The sequence below is a fragment of the Streptomyces sp. RK9 genome, from assembly GCF_045070545.1.
GTDB classification, from domain to species: domain Bacteria; phylum Actinomycetota; class Actinomycetes; order Streptomycetales; family Streptomycetaceae; genus Streptomyces; species Streptomyces alboflavus.
The window spans coordinates 1258053-1274644 of sequence record NZ_CP173703.1; the positions used below are offsets into that span (position 1 = coordinate 1258053).

A 16592-nucleotide genomic window follows, 5' to 3' on the forward strand; every position below is an offset into this window, starting at 1 on the left:
GGATCCCTGGTTTCACCAGGAACACCGGTGTTCTCGAACCGACTTCAGACAGATTTGCCCACAATACCTGTGCAGGCTAACAGCGCGGCCTTCGTCGCCCCTACCCCTAAGCAGCCCCTATGTCGTCGGGATACCGGGCGGATATAGGGGTGTTCGGGATTCACGCCCGGCCCTAGGGTCAGGATCGTGGAAAACGCTGTCCGGGTTGAGAATCTGGTGAAACAGTACGCGTCCAACGCACGCCGCGTGGTCGACGGCCTGAGCTTCGATGTGTATCGGGGCGAGGTGTTCGGACTGCTCGGCCCCAATGGCGCGGGGAAAAGCACCACGGTGGGGATGATGACCACCCGGGTGCGGCCGACCTCGGGCAGCGTCGTGATCGACGGTGTCGACGTGGTCGCGCGGCCGAGAGAGGCGAAACGCGTGCTCGCGGTGGTGCCGCAGCGCAACAACCTCGACCGGTCGCTCTCGGTGCGGCAGAACCTGCTGTTCCATGCCACGTACCACGGCATCCCGCGGGCCGAGAGACGGCAGCGCGCCGATGAACTCCTCGACCAGATGGGCCTGTCGGACTACCGCAAGTCCAAGGTCGACGACATGTCCGGCGGGCAGGTGCAGCGCGTGATGATCGCCCGCGCCCTGATCCACCGCCCGAACGTGCTGTTCCTCGACGAGCCCGCGACCGGACTCGACCCGCAGGCGCGCCTGTTCGTGCACGAGCGGGTCGCCGAACTCGCCGAGCGCGGCGTGACGGTGGTCGTCACCACCCACGACATGGACGAGGCCGCCAAGCTGTGCGACCGCGTCGGCATCGTCGACCGCGGCACCCTGCTCGCCCTCGACACCCCGGACGGCCTCGGCAAGCTGTTGCCCGCGCACTCGACGCTCGCCCTGACGGTGGAGTCGCCGCAGGGGCCCGCGCCCGTGGTGAAGCTCCTCTCCGACCTGCCCGGGGTGCGTCAGGTCGACGAGGTGGACCCGGAGAACCCGCCCGCGGACGGCGGTTTCCGGTTCCGCATCTATACGGACACCGAGCCGGTGGCGGCGCTCCAGCCGGCGCTCGCGGCGCTGACCGGCTCGGACTTCCGGGTGACGGACGTCGGCGTCGGAAAGGTGTCCCTGGAAGACGTCTTTCTCCACCTCACCGGAAAGAATCTGCGATGACTACGTCGGCCACGGCCGCACCGGCCTCGCGGCAGTTGCACACGTTCGGCGCCATCATGTGGCGCGACGTGTTTGTCGCCCTGCGCCAGTTCCCCACGTTCATCGGCCAGGCCATCATCCAGCCGTTCTTCACACTCTTCGTGTTCGGTGTGCTGCTGAGCGACGCGGGCTATGTGGACGGCGACTACAGCGCCGTGCTTCTGCCCGGTGTCCTCGCCCTGAACGGATTCCTCGGCGGCATGCAGAACACGGCGCTGCCGCTCGTCGTGGACTTCTCGTACACGCGCGAGATCGAGGACCGGCTTCTTTCGCCGATCTCGCTGAGCCTGGTGGCCGTCGAGAAGATTCTGTTCGGCGCGCTGTACGGGTTCGTGGCGTCGCTGATGATGACGCCCGTCGGCATGGTCCTGCTCGATCTGTCGTGGCCGATCAGCAAGACCGTCCCCGCGCTCGGGATCGCCGGGCTCGGCGCGCTCGCGGGTGCCTCCATCGGGCTGTGCCTCGGCACGTCGGTGAGCAGCGACAAGGTGGACGTGATGTTCACGCTGGTCCTGATGCCGCTGCTGTTCACGGGCTCCACGCAGTTCCCGCTGGTCGCCCTGGACGAGGTGCGCTGGTTCCAGGTGATCTGCGGCGCCAATCCGCTGTCGTACGCCAGTGAGGGCATGCGGGCCGTGACGTCCCCGAACGTGGAGCACGTACCGCTGCCGATCACGCTGATCGTGCTCGTCGGGTCGATCACGCTGTTCGCGTCCATCGGCATCCGCGGGTTCCTCAAGCGCGCACAGACATAAGGGAAGACGTAAGGGCGGACACGAGAAGGACGACCGAACGGAAGGGCCCCGGAGCGCTAGCGCTCCGGGGCCCTTCCGTTCGGTCGTCGCCCGGTCAGTCCTCGGGCAGGTCGACCGGCGCCAGCTCCGCGAACAGGTCACCGGGTCCGGGGTTCAACGGCATGGTGGCGCCGCCGAGATGGCGCTGCACGCCCCAGACCGCGTTGAGGCCCGTCGTCACGGCGCCCTCGGCGAAGCCCGCCGTCCAGGAGACGTCGTCGCCGGCGAGGAAGAAGCCGCGCTGACGTGGCGTCAGCTCCTGCTGCATGAAGTGGGTGAAGAGGCGCCGCTGGTAGCGGTAGTGGCCCGGCAGGTTGGCCTTGAAGGCGCCCTGGAAGTGCGGGTCGGTCTCCCAGGTCACCGTGCGCGGAGGCGCGATGACGCGGGAGCGGATGTCGACGCCGGGGTAGATGTCGGCGAGCACGTCGAGGACGCCGTCCAGGCGCTCCTCGGGGGTCAGCGGCGCCATCTTCAGGGAGTCGTCGTTCCAGGTGTACGACAGGCACATCACGCCGGGGCGGTCGGGGCCCTCGTCGAAGAGGTAGACGCCGCGCGGCATCCGGTCGGTGAGGGTCGTGCTCATCACGTCCCGGCCGGTGCGCGGGTCGCGTTCGCGCCAGAACGGGCGGTCCACGAGCACGAACAGCTTGGAGGAGCCCATGTAATGGCTGCGCTCCACGGCCGTCCACACGGACGTGGGCAGGAGCGCCTGGTCGCAGCGGACGTTGGTGACCAGGGTCCGCTTGTGCGGGGTGAAGACGGCCGCGGGGAAGGCCCGGGAGCCGCCGCCGTGCTCGTGCACGGTGATGCCGCGCGAGGTGCGCTCGATGCGGGCGACGCCGCCGCGGGGGCCGCCGCGGTGCAGGGACTCCAGGGACGTGCCCGCGGGCCAGTGGGCCGCGTCGTCGGGGGCGTGCGACCACAGGCGCAGGGGCAGTTGCTGGGAGCCGCCGACGACGAGCCGGTGGTCGTCCTCGGCGCCGGTGTAGACGACCCGCAGGATCTCCAGCATCGAGTTGGGGAAGTCGGTGTCCCAGCCGCCGGCGCCGAAGCCGACCTGGCCGAAGATCTCCCGGTACTTGAAGGACTGGAAGGACGGCGAGTTCGCGATGAAGCCGTAGAAGGACTGGTCGTCCAGGGCGCGCACCAGCGGGTTCCAGATGGCCTTGATGGCGGCGGTGTCCCGGCGGCGGATCGCGTCGTCCATGGCGAACAGCTCGGCGTGCTCCTGGAGCGTCTTGTCCCAGGCCATGCCGACTTCCTGGTAGATGTCGGGGAGTTCGGTGGCCCGCCGGGCGTAGTGCCGGTCGCCGCCCAGGGCGACGACGGTGCTGCCGCTCGCGGCGGTCAGCGGGTTGGGGAAGGGCCGGGTCTGAAGGCCGACCAGGTCCAGGTAGTGGCGCAGGGCGAGCGCCGACGCGGGGAAGCGCATGGCGCCGAGCTCGGCCACGGCGTCGGGGTGGCTGTCGAAGGCAGCGGAGCGCATGCGGCCGCCCATCTGCCCCGTTTCGTACACCACGGGCCGCAGCCCCAGGCGGAGCAGCTCATAGGCGGCGACGAGGCCCGATATCCCGGCCCCGATCACCGCAACCGGTGTCCCGAACTCCGCTTCCGGTATTTCACCGAGGCCGTGGGCGCTGGACAGCCATTCGTCGTAGGCGAAGGGAAAGTCCGGGCCCAGCATGGTAATGGATTCTGCCGCGCCGGGACGCGAACTGCCGTTGAGGGCAACCAACGGATACTCCTCTGACCGTGGTGGAGGCCGGCCCGGCGGTACGTTCAGACGGCCGCGGTGAGCCGGGCTGCGGCAGCAGGAGAACGGTCTGCGACGTACGCGGCCGAGCCTTGCCCCACGGGGCCGTCGGGCTCGCGAATCGCCTCCGATACACGGCGCGTCTGACGGTGCCCTTGATTATGACGACGGCGTACGGGGGCGGAGAAACCCCTCAACGTCCCCTTACGCCTCCTACGTTCACGCACCCGGCGCCCCAGGGGCACCATGGCCACCGCGACGACGGGGCCGAAAAAGACACGCGACACGCAATGAGTACTTTAGTAGCCAGGCCTCGATCCTGAAGACTGTACGAAAGTCAGGAGACGCCTTGGAATGATCTATGGTGTCCGCACCACGCACCCCCACACAGTCCCCGCGTACCCAACTGTGCAACATTCGCAATGAAGGAGAGGCTTCATGCATCGAGGGTCGGACGGCCGAAGGTTCGCGGTGCATGATCACCGGCCGGGCGGTACGCCCGGCGGAGCCCGGCCGGAACCCATGGCCCTGGAGGTACGGCACGCGGCGGACGGCGGATCGGGGGCGTGCGCGAGCGGTTCGGGGGGCCGGGAGCGCGTCCTGCGGATCGAGCCGCACAGCTGCGTGGCCGCGGTCTCCGACGACGATTCGGCGGACCGCTTCCTCGCGCGGCTGCTGTGCGACGACAGACCCGGCCGTGCCGTGTCGGTCCACGGCCTCGACCCGCGCGCCGATCCGACGGCCGTACGACGGCTCGTCGGTGTCGTGTCCGTGGGCATGCCGCTGCCCGAGGTGATGGTCCACGAAGCGCTGGTGGCCGCGGGCAGACACAAGGGGCTCTCCGCGGAGACGGCCACGCAGCGCACGGCGGACTTAACGGACGTCCTCGGGCTGCGGGCCGTCGAGCGGGTGCCCGTGTCCGGGCTCTCCCCGGGGCAGCGCTCGCGCACCGCCCTGGGGTGCGCGCTGTTGCACGTACCGAAGTTGTTGTTGCTGTGTCATCTCCTGGACGAGGTGGACAGCACGTCGGAGAAGATCATCTGTCGGGTCCTGAGCCGCTACACGGCGTCCACCGGGACCGTGGTGTTCTCCACCCGCTCCTGGCAGATCGCCCACGCCGTGGCGGACCGCGCCTTCGCGGTCCACGACGGCGAGATGTGCCTCGACTGCCGGTCGGCCGCTCACTGACCGCATCCGGCAGGGCGCCGCCGGTCACGCTCCGGGCGGCCGCCCCTCCTTCCGGTTCTCCACGCCTCCCCAGGTCATCGGACACTCAACTCCGTTTCCCCAGCGGATCGTTGACCGTGGAGAACCATCAGCACAACGTTGTCATCCCGTGCCGGACCGTGATCGGTCGCCTCTTCAGCACGCCGTGTCGGCGAGCAGGTCGTGCGGCAGATCCTTGCGGCGGGACACGTTCAACTTCCGGTAGACCCGCGTCAGATGCTGCTCGACCGTGCTGACCGTGATGAACAGTTTCCGTGCTATCTCCCGGTTGCTGTGCCCGAAGGACGCCAGTGAGGCCACGCGCCGTTCCGCGTCGGTCAGTTCCTCCGAGGGGCAGCTCTCGCCGTTGCCCGCCGGCCGCTCGACCGCGGTGACCTCGCCGTCGCCGTACGGCAGCAGCTGCTCGCACAGCGCCTCGGCCTGGGCGTCGCGCGCGATCCGCCAGGCCCGCCGCGCCATCATGCGCGCCTGGCCCAACTCGCCCAGGGCGTGGTGGGAGCGGCTGAGCGCCCCGAGGACCCGCACCAGTTCGAGCCGGTCCTCGCACTCCTCCAGTTCCTCGATCGCCTCGTGCAGCGCGTGGTGGTGGCGCCGCAGTCCGGCGACCTCGGCGAGCACCCGCAGGGTCAGCGCGCGGGTGCGCGACTGTCCCGGGCCGCACTTGGACAACTGCTCCTTGACGAGCCGGTCGGCCTCCGCCTCCCCGCCGGTGCGCAGGTGCATCTCCGCGGCGGCGGACCGCCACGGGATGAGCGCGGGCTGGTCGATGCCCCAGCGCGTCATCAGCTCCCCGCAGGTGAGGAAGTCGTCGAGGGCGGGCCGGACCCGGCCGGTGGCCGCGTACAGCTGTCCGCGGGCGTGGATCAGCTCCAGGCCGTAGCGCGTCTCCGGCAGGCCGTCCGGGACATGGTGGTCGAGATAGGTCATGGCCTGGTCGTACTGCCCCATCGCGGTGTGCGCGGACACCAGGGTGGCGAGGACCGAGCCGATGCCGACGCCCCAGCCGAGCGGTGTCATCCACGCGAGCGCGTTGACGGCGTAGCGCACGGCGTCCCCGGCGTTGCCCTGGCGCAGTGCGATCTTCGCCCGGACCGCGGAGAGGGGTGCCTGCCAGCCCGGGCCGCCGAGCTTGGTGGCCTCGCGAAGGAGCGCGTCGCACCAGTGCGCGGCGCGCGTGAGCCGGTCGGAGTAGATGAGGACGTTGAGCGAGCAGGTGAGCGCCTCCAGGTTGGCGTCGTTCAGCGGGGTGCCCTGCAGCACGGCCTCGGCGAGGTCGGCGGCGTGCGGGTCGACGCCGCGGGTGAGCACCGTGTTCAGGGCGGCGCCCGCCCGGCTGCGGGGGTCGCTGCCGCGTCCGGTCACGGCGTCCGCGTTGCCGTGCGGGGCGGGCCAGTTGTCGGGGCCGACGCGTTCGCGCAGGGCCGGGTAGGTGGTGCGTACGGCACCGGCGCCGAGGTACGCCGAGACGGCGGACGTCCCTTCGTACGCACCCTGGCACTTGCGGGCGATCTCGGCGGCCTCGTCGAACCGGCCCTGCCAGAGCAGGCCCGCGAGGAGCGCGGGCACGGCCTGCTCGGTGAGCCAGCCCTCGTCGAACGCGGAGCGCAGCGCGCGCAGATGGGGGCCGACGGTGGACGGGCGCACCCGCCAGACGCAGCGCGTCAGTTCGGCCAGGATCTCGCTGCGCCGGGCGCCGCGCGGGCAGGCCTGGTCGGCGAGCTGGAGGCAGGCGATGGCGAGGGAGACGTCCTCGTCGCGGCGGGCGCGGGTGGCCGTCTCCCACAGCACGTCGAGGGACTCCTCGTCGGCGACCTCGCCGGCGGCGACGATGTGCCGGGCGACGACGGGCGGTTCGGCGCCGCCGCGGCGCAGCAGGTCGGCGGCGCGGCGGTGCAGATCGATCCGGTCGTCGCGGGTCAGGTCGTCGAGGACGGCGGTTCTCGCGAGCGGATGCCGAAACGTTCCCGCCTCGGCGAGGCCGGCCGACTCCAGGGAGCGGCGGCTGAGCGTGACGGTCTCGTGGTCGAGTTCGAGCAGTCCGGCGAGGATCGTGTCGGACGCGGCGTCGTCCAGGATCGCCAGGCCCCGGGCGACGGCGAGCACGGAGTCCTCGCCCCGGTGCAGGCAGCTGAGCACGGACTGGCGGTAGGCGTCGCCGACGGTGAGGGCGTGCAGGGCGGGCAGGGAGGGGTCGGTGGGGGGTCGGTGGGCGAGGATGTCGTGGGTCAGAGCCCGGATCAGCAGGGGGTTGCCGCCGCTGACGCGGTGGACTTCGGGGGCGAGGCGGCGCGCGGTGGCCTCGTCCAGGTGCTCGCGCAGCATCTCGGCCGTCGCCCGCTCGCCGAGGGTGGCGAGGCGCAGCTGGGTCAGCCGGGGGTGGCGCAGCAGTTCGGCGCTGAACATGGGGCGTTCGGCGCGCGGTCCGGCGCGCAGGCCGAGCACGATCACCAGGGGCTTGGCCCGCAGTTCCCGCATGGCGTGCTGCAGGCACTGCAGGGACGGGATGTCGGCGTACTGGACGTCGTCGACGAGGATCGCCAGCGGCCTGCCCCCGGCCGAGGCGTGCAGGGCCGCGGTCAGCGACCGCATGACGTGGGCGCGGACGTGCTCCTCGCGTTCGTAGTCGGGGTCGCGCAGCATGGCGGTGAACCTCGCGTCGTCGAGCAGCTGCTCCACGCGCGCCGCGCTGATCTCTCGCTGTTCCCCCTGCTCGGGCCGGGCCGGGCCGTCCCGCTCCGGCAGGTCCCGCGGCCCCTCGGCCCGGCCCGCGTTCAGGAGCAGTTGGCCGAAAACGGCCATGGGGGTCCTGCGCTCCGCTCGTAAACCCGTCGCCCTCAGGACCGTGAGGCCTCGGGCCTCGGCCTGGTCGGCGACGCCGTTCAGCAACTCGCTCTTGCCGGTGGCCACCGGCCCTCTCACCACAACAACACGGGAAGGCCCCTCCGCGCTGTTCGCCAGAACCTCCTCCAAGAGAGCCCATTCATCGACTCGCTCGACCAGGCTCATTGTGCGGTTTCCTCCCCGTAAGAAATTATCGCAAAGTGCACTGGTGCCTTATTTGCATAACGCACTCTCAAGTATCGACTGGAACCGCTTCGCAGGATACCAGGGCATATTCCAGATATCTCTCCCGTGCTTCTGGCAGCACTCAGTCAACAACACAACTATGACTGAAACTTGACGACGAGGTAGCCCCGAAAGAAGTGAGCCCACCCCCCAAATCCACCACGACTCGCAACGTTCAGCCCTCCCCACTCCGGCCCTGGGTGTGGTATTGGACCACGCCGAGGCCGCCCGCACATACGGAACTTTGAATTCCAATTGAAAGAAAGGAGAAGAAGAACCGGCCACGAGACCAACGACACAGTGATCATCCAGCCACACTGTCCGGAAACATCCCTGGCCACGCGCACGCCCGCGGAAGCGACCGCCAGACGCCTCGTACCCGCTCCACGCCGGTCCAGTACCCCCGACTGCCAAGCGGAGGGGCTCATACCGCCCTCGCGTGGCACACCCAACGCCTCGCGGCGCAACCGCCGTTGACCTCCCGGCGCGCCCGCGGGCTCCCCTCCCCCGGCCACGGCCGTTAAGGATGCGTTAGGCGTTCGTGTCCGGGAAAGTCCCTCGCGGAGACTCCGTAACGGTCCTCTGAAGACAATCCAAAGGCAATTTGACGGCAAAATTCACCAAGGAAGTCCATGGCGTTCAGGCGCCTTACGGAGCTGCACACCGCTTGTGCAACCGGAACCGCTGGTGCACACCCGGTCCATACCTGTCGGCGCTGCCAGATGCGTCACATTGTTACGTCGTCGTTTCTGGCCAACGCTCATTTCGTGAGGGTCGTGCGGAGCCCAACTCGCCGTCGGTGTACGCGAACTCGGGACTACGGCGGTGTCCGGCGCCGCTTACCGCACCGCACCGCCCCGCACCGGCCCTAGGGGACGGATAGGGGTGGAGAGCCGCACAGGCCACGGATAGCCTCCGGACGGCCACCCCCCGGCCGACGGCGCGTTCTCCCCCGCTCGGTCACCGGGAATCCCCGTGCACAGCAGACAGGTTCACCGCCCGCAGCCGGCCCCCGTCGGCCAGGGCACCCCGATGTGATCGCGCAGGCGCGCAGACCGTAGAGGACGACCATGGCGAGAATGCACACCGCGGGCTCCACCACCACCCGGAGCACGCCGCGGCAGGCGGACGCACCCCACCGAGGGAGCGTGCCCCGATGAGCGTCACCGGCCCCGACGCCGAGGAGACGGAAGGCCGCGGGCCCACCGGCCGGGACGAGGCCGCCGCTCCGGACGAGCTCGCCGCCCCGGACGAGGTCACCGCGCCGGAAGAGGTCACCGCGTCGGAAGAGGTCACCGCGTCGGAAGTGGCCGCCGCCCTCGACCCGGCCCTCTCCCCGGACGGAACCCGGACCACCGTCACCGTGATCATCCCGACCTTCAACGAGGCCGGGAACGTCGAGGAACTCCTGACCCGCCTCGCCGCCGGGCTGCCCGCGCACCTGGAGTGCGAGGCCCTGTTCGTCGACGACAGCACCGACGACACCCCCGCCGCGATCGAGCGCGCGGCCCTCACCTGCCCGTTCCCCGTGAACGTCATCCACCGCGAGGTGCCGACGGGCGGCCTGAGCGGCGCCGTGGTGGAGGGCATGAAGGCCGCCGCGTCCGAGTGGATCGTCGTCATGGACGCCGACCTCCAGCACCCGCCGTCCCTGATGCCCGAGCTGATCGAGACCGGCCGCCGGGCGGGCGCCGACCTCGTCGTCGCCAGCCGGTACGCGGGCGGCGGCAGCCACGCCGGGCTCTCGGGCCGCTACCGCGTCGCCGTGTCCCGCACCTCCACGCTCGCCACCAAGGCGCTGTTCCGCTCGGCGCTGCGGGGCATCAGCGACCCGATGAGCGGCTTCTTCGCGATCCGCCGCAGCACGGTGCACGCCCACTCCGACATCCTCAAGCCGCTGGGCTACAAGATCCTGCTCGAGCTGGCGATCCGCTGCCGCCCCCGCGTCGTCGCCGAGGTGCCGTTCTCCTTCCAGGAGCGGTTCGCGGGCGAGTCGAAGTCGACCGTGCGCGAGGGCCTTCGGTTCCTCGCCCACCTGGTGTCGCTGCGCACCGCCACCCCGGTGGCCCGCATGGTGGTCTTCGGCCTCATCGGCCTGACCGGCTTCCTGCCGAACCTGTGCGGCCTCGCCGCGCTCACCGCGATGGGCCTGCACTATCTGCCCGCCGAGGTGGTGGCCAACCAGTTCGGTGTGCTGTGGAACTTCCTCCTCATCGATCTGCTGCTGTTCCGCGACCGGCGCGGCCACCGCCACTGGGCCGACCGCCTCGGCCGGTTCGCGCTGCTCGCCAACGCCGACCTCGTGCTGCGCATCCCGCTGATCGCCCTGCTCGTCGACGGCGTCGGCATGTCGGTCCTGCCCGCGACCGCCCTGGCCCTCCTCACGACCTTCGTCATCCGCTTCATCGCCACCGAGCTGCTGGTCTATCTGCCGCGGCGCGGCCAGGCCAAGGACACCGCCGCCCCACCGGCGCGGGCCGAGGCGGAAGGCCGGGAGAAGGAAGGCACTCCATGACTCTCGGGACACAGCACGGCCGTACGGAGAGCGAGGCGCCGCTCTCCGCCGGGGCGCCCCCCGCCCTGCTCGCGCGGATCGTGCCCGCGGACGTCGTCTGCTGCGAGTCCTTCGGCGACCCCGACGGCGTCGTCCTGCACCCCGACGAAAAGGCCCTGATCGCCCGTTCGGTGCCGTCGCGGCGCGGCGAGTTCACCACCGGCCGCCACTGCGCGCACCGCGCCCTGGCCGCGCTCGGACAGCCCGCCGATGCGATCCTGCCCGACGCCAAGGGCTGCCCGGAGTGGCCCGGCGGTGTCGTCGGCAGCATCACGCACTGCGACGGCTACCGCGGCGCGGCCGTCGCCCGCACCGCCCGCGTCCGCTCGGTCGGCATCGACGCCACCCCGGGCGAGCCGCTGCCCGACGGCGTCCTGGAGGCGGTGGCGCTGCCCGAGGAGCGGCGACGGGTGGGCGAACTCCTCGCCCGGTGGCCCGCGGTGCGCTGGGACCGCGCCCTGTTCAGCGCGAAGGAGAGCATCTACAAGACCTGGTATCCGCTGATGCGCGCGCCCCTGGGCTTCGAGGAGGCCGACGTCGTCTTCCAGCGGTCGCAGGCCCCGGACAGCGGCACGTTCACCGCGCGGATCCTTCCCCCCGTACGCGAACGGGGGTTCCCGCAGGAGCTGACGGGCCGCTGGCTGGCGCGGGACGGCCTGATCCTCACGGCGATCACGCTGCGCCCGGCGGGCTGAGCGTCTGCGGGCATCGGGGCGGCGCCGGGCCGGGACGTGTCGGTGGCCGGGTCGGGGCCGGGCGCCGGGCGTGTCAGCGCAGCACCCGCTGCGACAGCTCCTCGATGAGCGTGTCCGTCGAGTACGGCGCGAGCAGGTCGGGCACGGTCAGGTCGTCCACGATCAGGCCCAGCATGCCGAGGTAGATCAGCACGACGCCGGTGCGGTCGCCGGGCAGGCCCGCGCCCAGGTGGAACCCGATGTTGGCCTCGAGCTGCTCGGCCATGAACCGGGTGAGTTCGGCGTGCAGTTCGGGCCGCCGGGTGGCCTCCAGGCGCAGTTCGAGCAGTGCGAGGTGGCTGGCCCGGTCGGCCCGCGTCCGCTCCAGGAGCTGCTTGAGGAGCGTCACGACGAGGGCCGCGTCCGGCTGCTCGCTCATCGTGTCGGCGAGCGCGGCCTCCTCCGGCGCGAGCCGTTCCAGGATGCGCCGCATGACCTGCGCGAGGAGTTCCGCGCGGTGCGGGAAGTAGTTGCTGGCGGTGCCCTTGGGCACCGCCGCCTCCGCGTCCATGGCCCGCAGCGTGAGACCCCGGGACCCCTCGCGCGCGAGCACCTCGATCGCTGCGTCGAGCAGCGCGGTGCGCCTGGCCGGGTTCTGTCGCATGACGGTCCTCTCCTGTCCTCTCCCGTACTTCTTGTAAAGGCGGCACCCCACCCTAACCACTGCGGGCGGAGTGCCATGCGGGGAGAGGTCCCGTGGCGCTCACGTTGTCGTGGATCCGCGCCCTGAGCCGGTCAGCCGCCGGACCTCCCGGCCCGCCGCGCGCTCCACATCGCCAGGGTGGTGGGCACGGCGAGGAGCGCCCCGGTGAGCAGCACGCCGGTGAGGGTGACCTGGTCGGCGACGATGCCGCCGAACAGGGCGCCGAGCGCGATCGCCAGGTTGAACACGGAGGTGTTGAGCGCGGTGGCCGCCTCCGTCGAGTCCGGTGCCGACTTCAGGATCCAGGTCTGTACGCCCACGGGGACGCCGCCGAAGGCGAGGCCCCACGCGATCAGCAGGATCGTCCCGCCGACCGGGGTGCCCCCGGCGAGGGGGAACACCGCGAGGACCGCGGTCAGGGCGACGCTGATGGTGACGAGGGTGGCGCGGACGTCGCGCGCGGCGGCGGCGCCCGCGAGGAAGTTGCCCGCGATGCCCGCGACGCCGAAGCCGAGCAGCAGCGGGCCGACCATCGACGCGTCGATCCCGGAGACCTCCTGGAGGACGGGGCTGATGAAGGTGAACGCGGCGAAGTGACCGCTCACCAGCAGGAACGTGGCGATGACTCCGGCCCGCACCACGGGGTTCCTGAACTGCTGCGGCAGCGTGCGCAGTTGCACGGCGCGTTCGGCGGGCAGCGGGGGCAGCAGCACGAACAGGGCGGCGAGGACGAGCAGGCCGAGCCCGGCGACCGCCACGAACGCGATCCGCCAGTCGCCGAGGTCACCGATCAGCGTCCCCGCGGGCACGCCGAGGACGTTGGCGGCCGTGGCCCCGGCGAAGACGATCGAGACGGCCCGCGGTATGTGCCGCTCGGGCACCAGACGTACCGCGAGCCCGGCCGCGAGGGCCCAGAAACCGCCGATGCTGATGCCGACGAAGAAGCGGGAGGTGAGCAGGAGCGCGAAGTTGGGGGCCAGGGCCGAGAGCGCGTTGGCGGCCACCATCAGCACGATGAGGCCGAGCAGGGCGATCCGCCGGTCCAGGTTCCTGATCAGCACCGGGAGCAGCGGCGCGGTGGCGGCGGCGACCAGGCCGGGGACGGTGACCATCAGGCCCGCCGTGCCCTCGGAGACGTCGAGGGCGCCGCCGATGAAGGGCAGCAGGCCGACGGGCAGGGACTCGACGGTGACGAGGGCGAAGGTCCCGACGGCCATGGCGACGACGGCGAGCCATCTTCGCAGGGGCACCCGGTCGGCTTCGGGGGCGACGGGTCTGGGGGTGTCGACGACGGTCATGGTGGTGGCGACTTCCGGTCGGTGGGGGCACGGCGGCGTGGGTGCGCGGGGCGGGGTCGTCGTCGGGCTCGTGTCCGGCCGGGCCGGACGGGTGCGACGGGACGCCGGTGCCGGGCGGGCACCGCGTGCGTGACAGCGAGGGGCCGCCCGTCCCAGGTCAGAGGACCGGGGCGGGTGTGCTCGCAGGACCACACTGCGGTGTGCCGGGCGTCGGAACAAGGTGCGATAGTGACCTGAGCGTTTAGCCGGACTGAACGACCGGGGGGCGGCCGTGCTGGAGCGAGTGGAGCTCGAGGCGTTCCTGACGCTGGCCGAGGAGTTGCATTTCGGCCGCACCGCCGGCCGACTGCGCCTGACGACCGGTCGGGTCAGCCAGACCATCCGCAAGGTGGAACGCCGCGTCGGGACGCCCCTGTTCGAGCGCACCAGCCGCTACGTCCGCCTCACTCCGGCGGGACAGCAGCTGTACGACGACCTCCTGCCGCCCTACCGCGCCCTCGAGGCCGGCCTGCGGAAGGCGGTCAACGCCGCCCGGGACATCGCGAACGTGCTGCGGGTCGGCTACGTCGGCCCCGCCGTCGGACAGCTCACGATCCGCGCCGCCGAGCTGTACGCGCAGCGCCACCCGGGCTCCCGGATCCGGCCCCGGGAGCTGCAGATCGCCGACGGCTTCCCGAGGCTGCGCGACGGCGAGGTGGACGTGCTGATCGTGACCCTGCCGCACCAGGAGCCCGGCATGGTCAACGGCCCGGTCCTGTTCTCGGAGCACCGCATGCTCGCCGTGCCCGCGCGGCACCCCCTGGCCGAGCGCGACACGGTCTGCCTGGAGGACCTGGCGGCCGTCCGCCTGTTGCAGGCGACCCGGACGCTGCCGCCGTACTGGCTCGCCGAACGCACGCCCCTGTTGACGCCGTCGGGGGTTCCGATCGAGCCCGGGCCCGCGTTCGACACCCTCCAGGAGGCGCTGTCCCTGATCGGCGCCGGACAGGGGGCCTGGGTGGTCGGCGCCCAGGTCACGCGCTACTTCGCCCGTCCCGACGTCGTGTACGTGCCCTTCCGTGACGCGCCGCCCCTGGAGTGGGTCCCGACCTGGCTCGCCGCCACCCCGGCGGCCGCCGTCCACGCCTTCAACGAGGTCGCCCGGGACGCCGCGGTGCTGCTCCGTCTCGCCACGGTCCGCGCCGGCCTCGGCGGCTCGGCGGCCCCCTGAACGCGCGTGCCGGCCCGGGGCGATGAGCCCTCGGGCCGGCACGTGGGAGACCACCGCGGCGCTAGACGGTCACGGCCACCGCGTCCGCCGTGTCCGGCTTCCCCGCGAACTGCGTCCGGTACAGCTCCGCGTACCGCCCGTCGACCGCGAGCAGTTCGTCGTGCGTGCCGCGCTCCACGATCCGCCCGGCCTCCACGACGAGGATCTGGTCGGCCGCCCGCACGGTGGAGAGGCGGTGCGCGATGACCACGGCCGTGCGGTCCGCGAGTGCCTCGGCGAGGGCTTCCTGCACGGCGGCCTCGGAGGTGTTGTCCAGGTGGGCGGTCGCCTCGTCGAGGATCACCACGCGCTGCCGGGCGAGCAGGAGCCGTGCGATGGTCATGCGCTGGCGCTCACCGCCGGAGAGCCGGTAGCCGCGCTCGCCGACGACGGTGTCGAGGCCGTCCGGCAGCGACCGCACGAGGGCGTCGAGGCGGGCCCGGCGCAGCACGTCCCACAGTTCGTCCTCGGTCGCGCCGGGCCGGGCGAGCAGCAGGTTGGCGCGCACCGACTCGTGGAAGAGGTGGCCGTCCTGGGTGACCATGCCGATGGTGTCGCGCAGCGAGTCGGCCGTCAGGTCGCGCACGTCCTCGCCGCCGACGCGGACGACTCCGGAGTCGGCGTCGTACAGGCGCGGAAGGAGTTGCGCGATGGTGGACTTGCCCGCGCCGGACGAGCCGACGAGCGCGACGGTCTGGCCGGGCTCGGCGCGGAACGACAGGCCGTGCAGCACCTCTTCGCCGCCCCGGCCGTCGAGCGAGGCGACCTCTTCCAGGGAGGCGAGGGAGACCTTGTCCGCGGAGGGGTAGCCGAAGCGGACGTCGTCGAACTCGACGGCGACGGGGCCCTCGGGCACGGTGCGGGCCTGCGGCTTCTCGTCGATGAGGGGCTTCAGGTCGAGGACTTCGAAGACCCGCTCGAAGCTCACCAGGGCGCTCATGACCTCGACGCGCGCTCCCGCGAGGGCCGTCAGCGGCGCGTAGAGGCGGGTCAGGAGCAGCGCGAGCGAGACGACGGCGCCGGCCTCCAGGGTGCCGTCGAGGGCGAAGTACCCGCCGAGTCCGTAGACCAGGGCGAGGGCGAGCGCGGACACCAGGGTCAGGGCGGTGATGAAGGCCGACTGCGCCATGGCGGTGCGGACGCCGATGTCGCGCACCCGGCGGGCCCGTGCCGCGAACTCGTCGGACTCGTCCGCCGGTCGGCCGAACAGCTTGATGAGGGTGGCGCCGGGCGCCGAGAACCGCTCCGTCATGCGGGTGCCCATGGCCGCGTTGTGGTGTGCCGCCTCCCGCTGGAGGCGGGCCATCCGGGTGCCCATGCGGCGGGCGGGCACCACGAACACCGGCAGGAGCACCAGGGCGAGCAGCGTGATCTGCCACGACAGGGCGAGCATCACGGCGAGGGTGAGGACGAGGGTGACGAGGTTGGACACCACGCCGGAGAGCGTGTTGCTGAACGCCCGCTGTGCGCCGATCACGTCGTTGTTGAGGCGGCTGACGAGCGCGCCGGTGCGGGTGCGGGTGAAGAAGGCGACGGGCATGCGCTGCACATGGTCGAAGACGGCCGTGCGCAGGTCCAGGATCAGGCCCTCGCCCAGGTTCGCCGACAGCCAGCGGCTGAGCAGTCCGAGGCCTGCCTCGGCGATCGCGATGACGGCGATGAGCACGGCGTAGCGGACGACGGTCGAGGACTCGGCGCCGGACACGATGGCGTCGACGACACGCCCGGCGAGGACGGGAGTCGCCACGGCGAGCAGCGCGGTCACGACGCTCAGCAGGACGAAGCGGATGATGCGGCGGCGATGGGGCGCGGCGAAGGCGGTGATGCGGCGCAGCGTGGCGCGTGCGAAGGGTCGGCGTTCCTGCTCGGCGTTCATGACGCTCTGCAGCTGGGTCCAGGCTGTGGTCTCCATGCTCATGTGCAGCACCGTAGAACCTCAAGTTATCTTGAGGTCAAGCGTCGCCCCACATGTCCCGGACTCCCCTGTCGCGCCTCTTGACCCTCCTGTAGTCGGCACGTACTTTCGCTTCAATTCTTGAGCGCATCACTCCGGTTACTCGTGTTTCTGACG

The 16592-nt window shown here is 71.4% G+C and carries 11 protein-coding genes; 6 read left to right on the plus strand and 5 right to left on the minus strand.

Features of this window, described 5'->3' with window-relative positions; genetic code table 11:
• The first annotated feature begins 216 nt into the window (after nucleotides 1–216).
• A complete protein-coding gene (locus AB6L24_RS04985) occupies nucleotides 217–1164 on the plus strand; it encodes an ABC transporter ATP-binding protein (protein WP_380855426.1) in 948 nt (315 codons plus the stop codon).
• Nucleotides 1161–1958, plus strand: a complete 798-nt coding sequence (locus AB6L24_RS04990; RefSeq protein WP_405652508.1) for an ABC transporter permease — start codon at nucleotides 1161–1163, stop codon at nucleotides 1956–1958. Before AB6L24_RS04985 ends, AB6L24_RS04990 begins: the two co-directional genes overlap by 4 nt.
• 94 nt (nucleotides 1959–2052) lie before the next feature.
• On the opposite strand, the gene AB6L24_RS04995 is transcribed toward AB6L24_RS04990, so the two are convergent.
• Nucleotides 2053–3681, minus strand: coding sequence for a flavin monoamine oxidase family protein (locus tag AB6L24_RS04995; protein ID WP_405652510.1), 1629 nt, complete (start codon nucleotides 3679–3681; stop codon nucleotides 2053–2055).
• A gap of 591 nt (nucleotides 3682–4272) precedes the next feature.
• Between AB6L24_RS04995 and AB6L24_RS05000 the strand changes: the two genes are divergently transcribed.
• Nucleotides 4273–4938: a hypothetical protein gene (locus AB6L24_RS05000; RefSeq protein ID WP_405652512.1), complete on the plus strand. Its 666-nt coding sequence runs from the start codon at nucleotides 4273–4275 to the stop codon at nucleotides 4936–4938.
• Nucleotides 4939–5112: 174 nt separating this feature from the next.
• Here the strand turns inward: AB6L24_RS05000 and AB6L24_RS05005 are convergent, their stop codons facing one another.
• A complete protein-coding gene (locus AB6L24_RS05005) occupies nucleotides 5113–7983 on the minus strand; it encodes an AAA family ATPase (RefSeq protein WP_405652514.1) in 2871 nt (956 codons plus the stop codon).
• A gap of 1216 nt (nucleotides 7984–9199) precedes the next feature.
• Here AB6L24_RS05005 and AB6L24_RS05010 point away from each other — a divergent pair.
• Entirely contained in the window at nucleotides 9200–10558 is a 1359-nt protein-coding gene (locus AB6L24_RS05010; protein ID WP_405652516.1) for a glycosyltransferase, read from the plus strand.
• On the plus strand, nucleotides 10555–11292 hold the full coding sequence (locus AB6L24_RS05015) for a 4'-phosphopantetheinyl transferase (RefSeq protein ID WP_405652518.1): 738 nt from the start codon (nucleotides 10555–10557) through the stop codon (nucleotides 11290–11292). Before AB6L24_RS05010 ends, AB6L24_RS05015 begins: the two co-directional genes overlap by 4 nt.
• A gap of 73 nt (nucleotides 11293–11365) precedes the next feature.
• On the opposite strand, the gene AB6L24_RS05020 is transcribed toward AB6L24_RS05015, so the two are convergent.
• Both AB6L24_RS05020 and AB6L24_RS05025 read right to left on the minus strand, forming a co-directional pair.
• Entirely contained in the window at nucleotides 11366–11935 is a 570-nt protein-coding gene (locus AB6L24_RS05020; RefSeq protein WP_405652521.1) for a TetR/AcrR family transcriptional regulator, read from the minus strand.
• A 131-nt stretch (nucleotides 11936–12066) separates the two neighbouring features.
• Nucleotides 12067–13272 (minus strand): MFS transporter, encoded by a 1206-nt coding sequence (locus AB6L24_RS05025; RefSeq protein WP_405652524.1) that lies wholly within the window; start codon nucleotides 13270–13272, stop codon nucleotides 12067–12069.
• Between the two features lie 271 nt (nucleotides 13273–13543).
• On the opposite strand from AB6L24_RS05025, the gene AB6L24_RS05030 reads away from it, so the two are divergent.
• Entirely contained in the window at nucleotides 13544–14482 is a 939-nt protein-coding gene (locus AB6L24_RS05030) for a LysR family transcriptional regulator (protein ID WP_405652526.1), read from the plus strand.
• A 61-nt stretch (nucleotides 14483–14543) separates the two neighbouring features.
• Here AB6L24_RS05030 and AB6L24_RS05035 read toward each other — a convergent pair whose 3' ends face one another.
• A complete protein-coding gene (locus AB6L24_RS05035) occupies nucleotides 14544–16439 on the minus strand; it encodes an ABC transporter ATP-binding protein (RefSeq protein ID WP_405652528.1) in 1896 nt (631 codons plus the stop codon).
• Nucleotides 16440–16592: the final 153 nt, after the last annotated feature.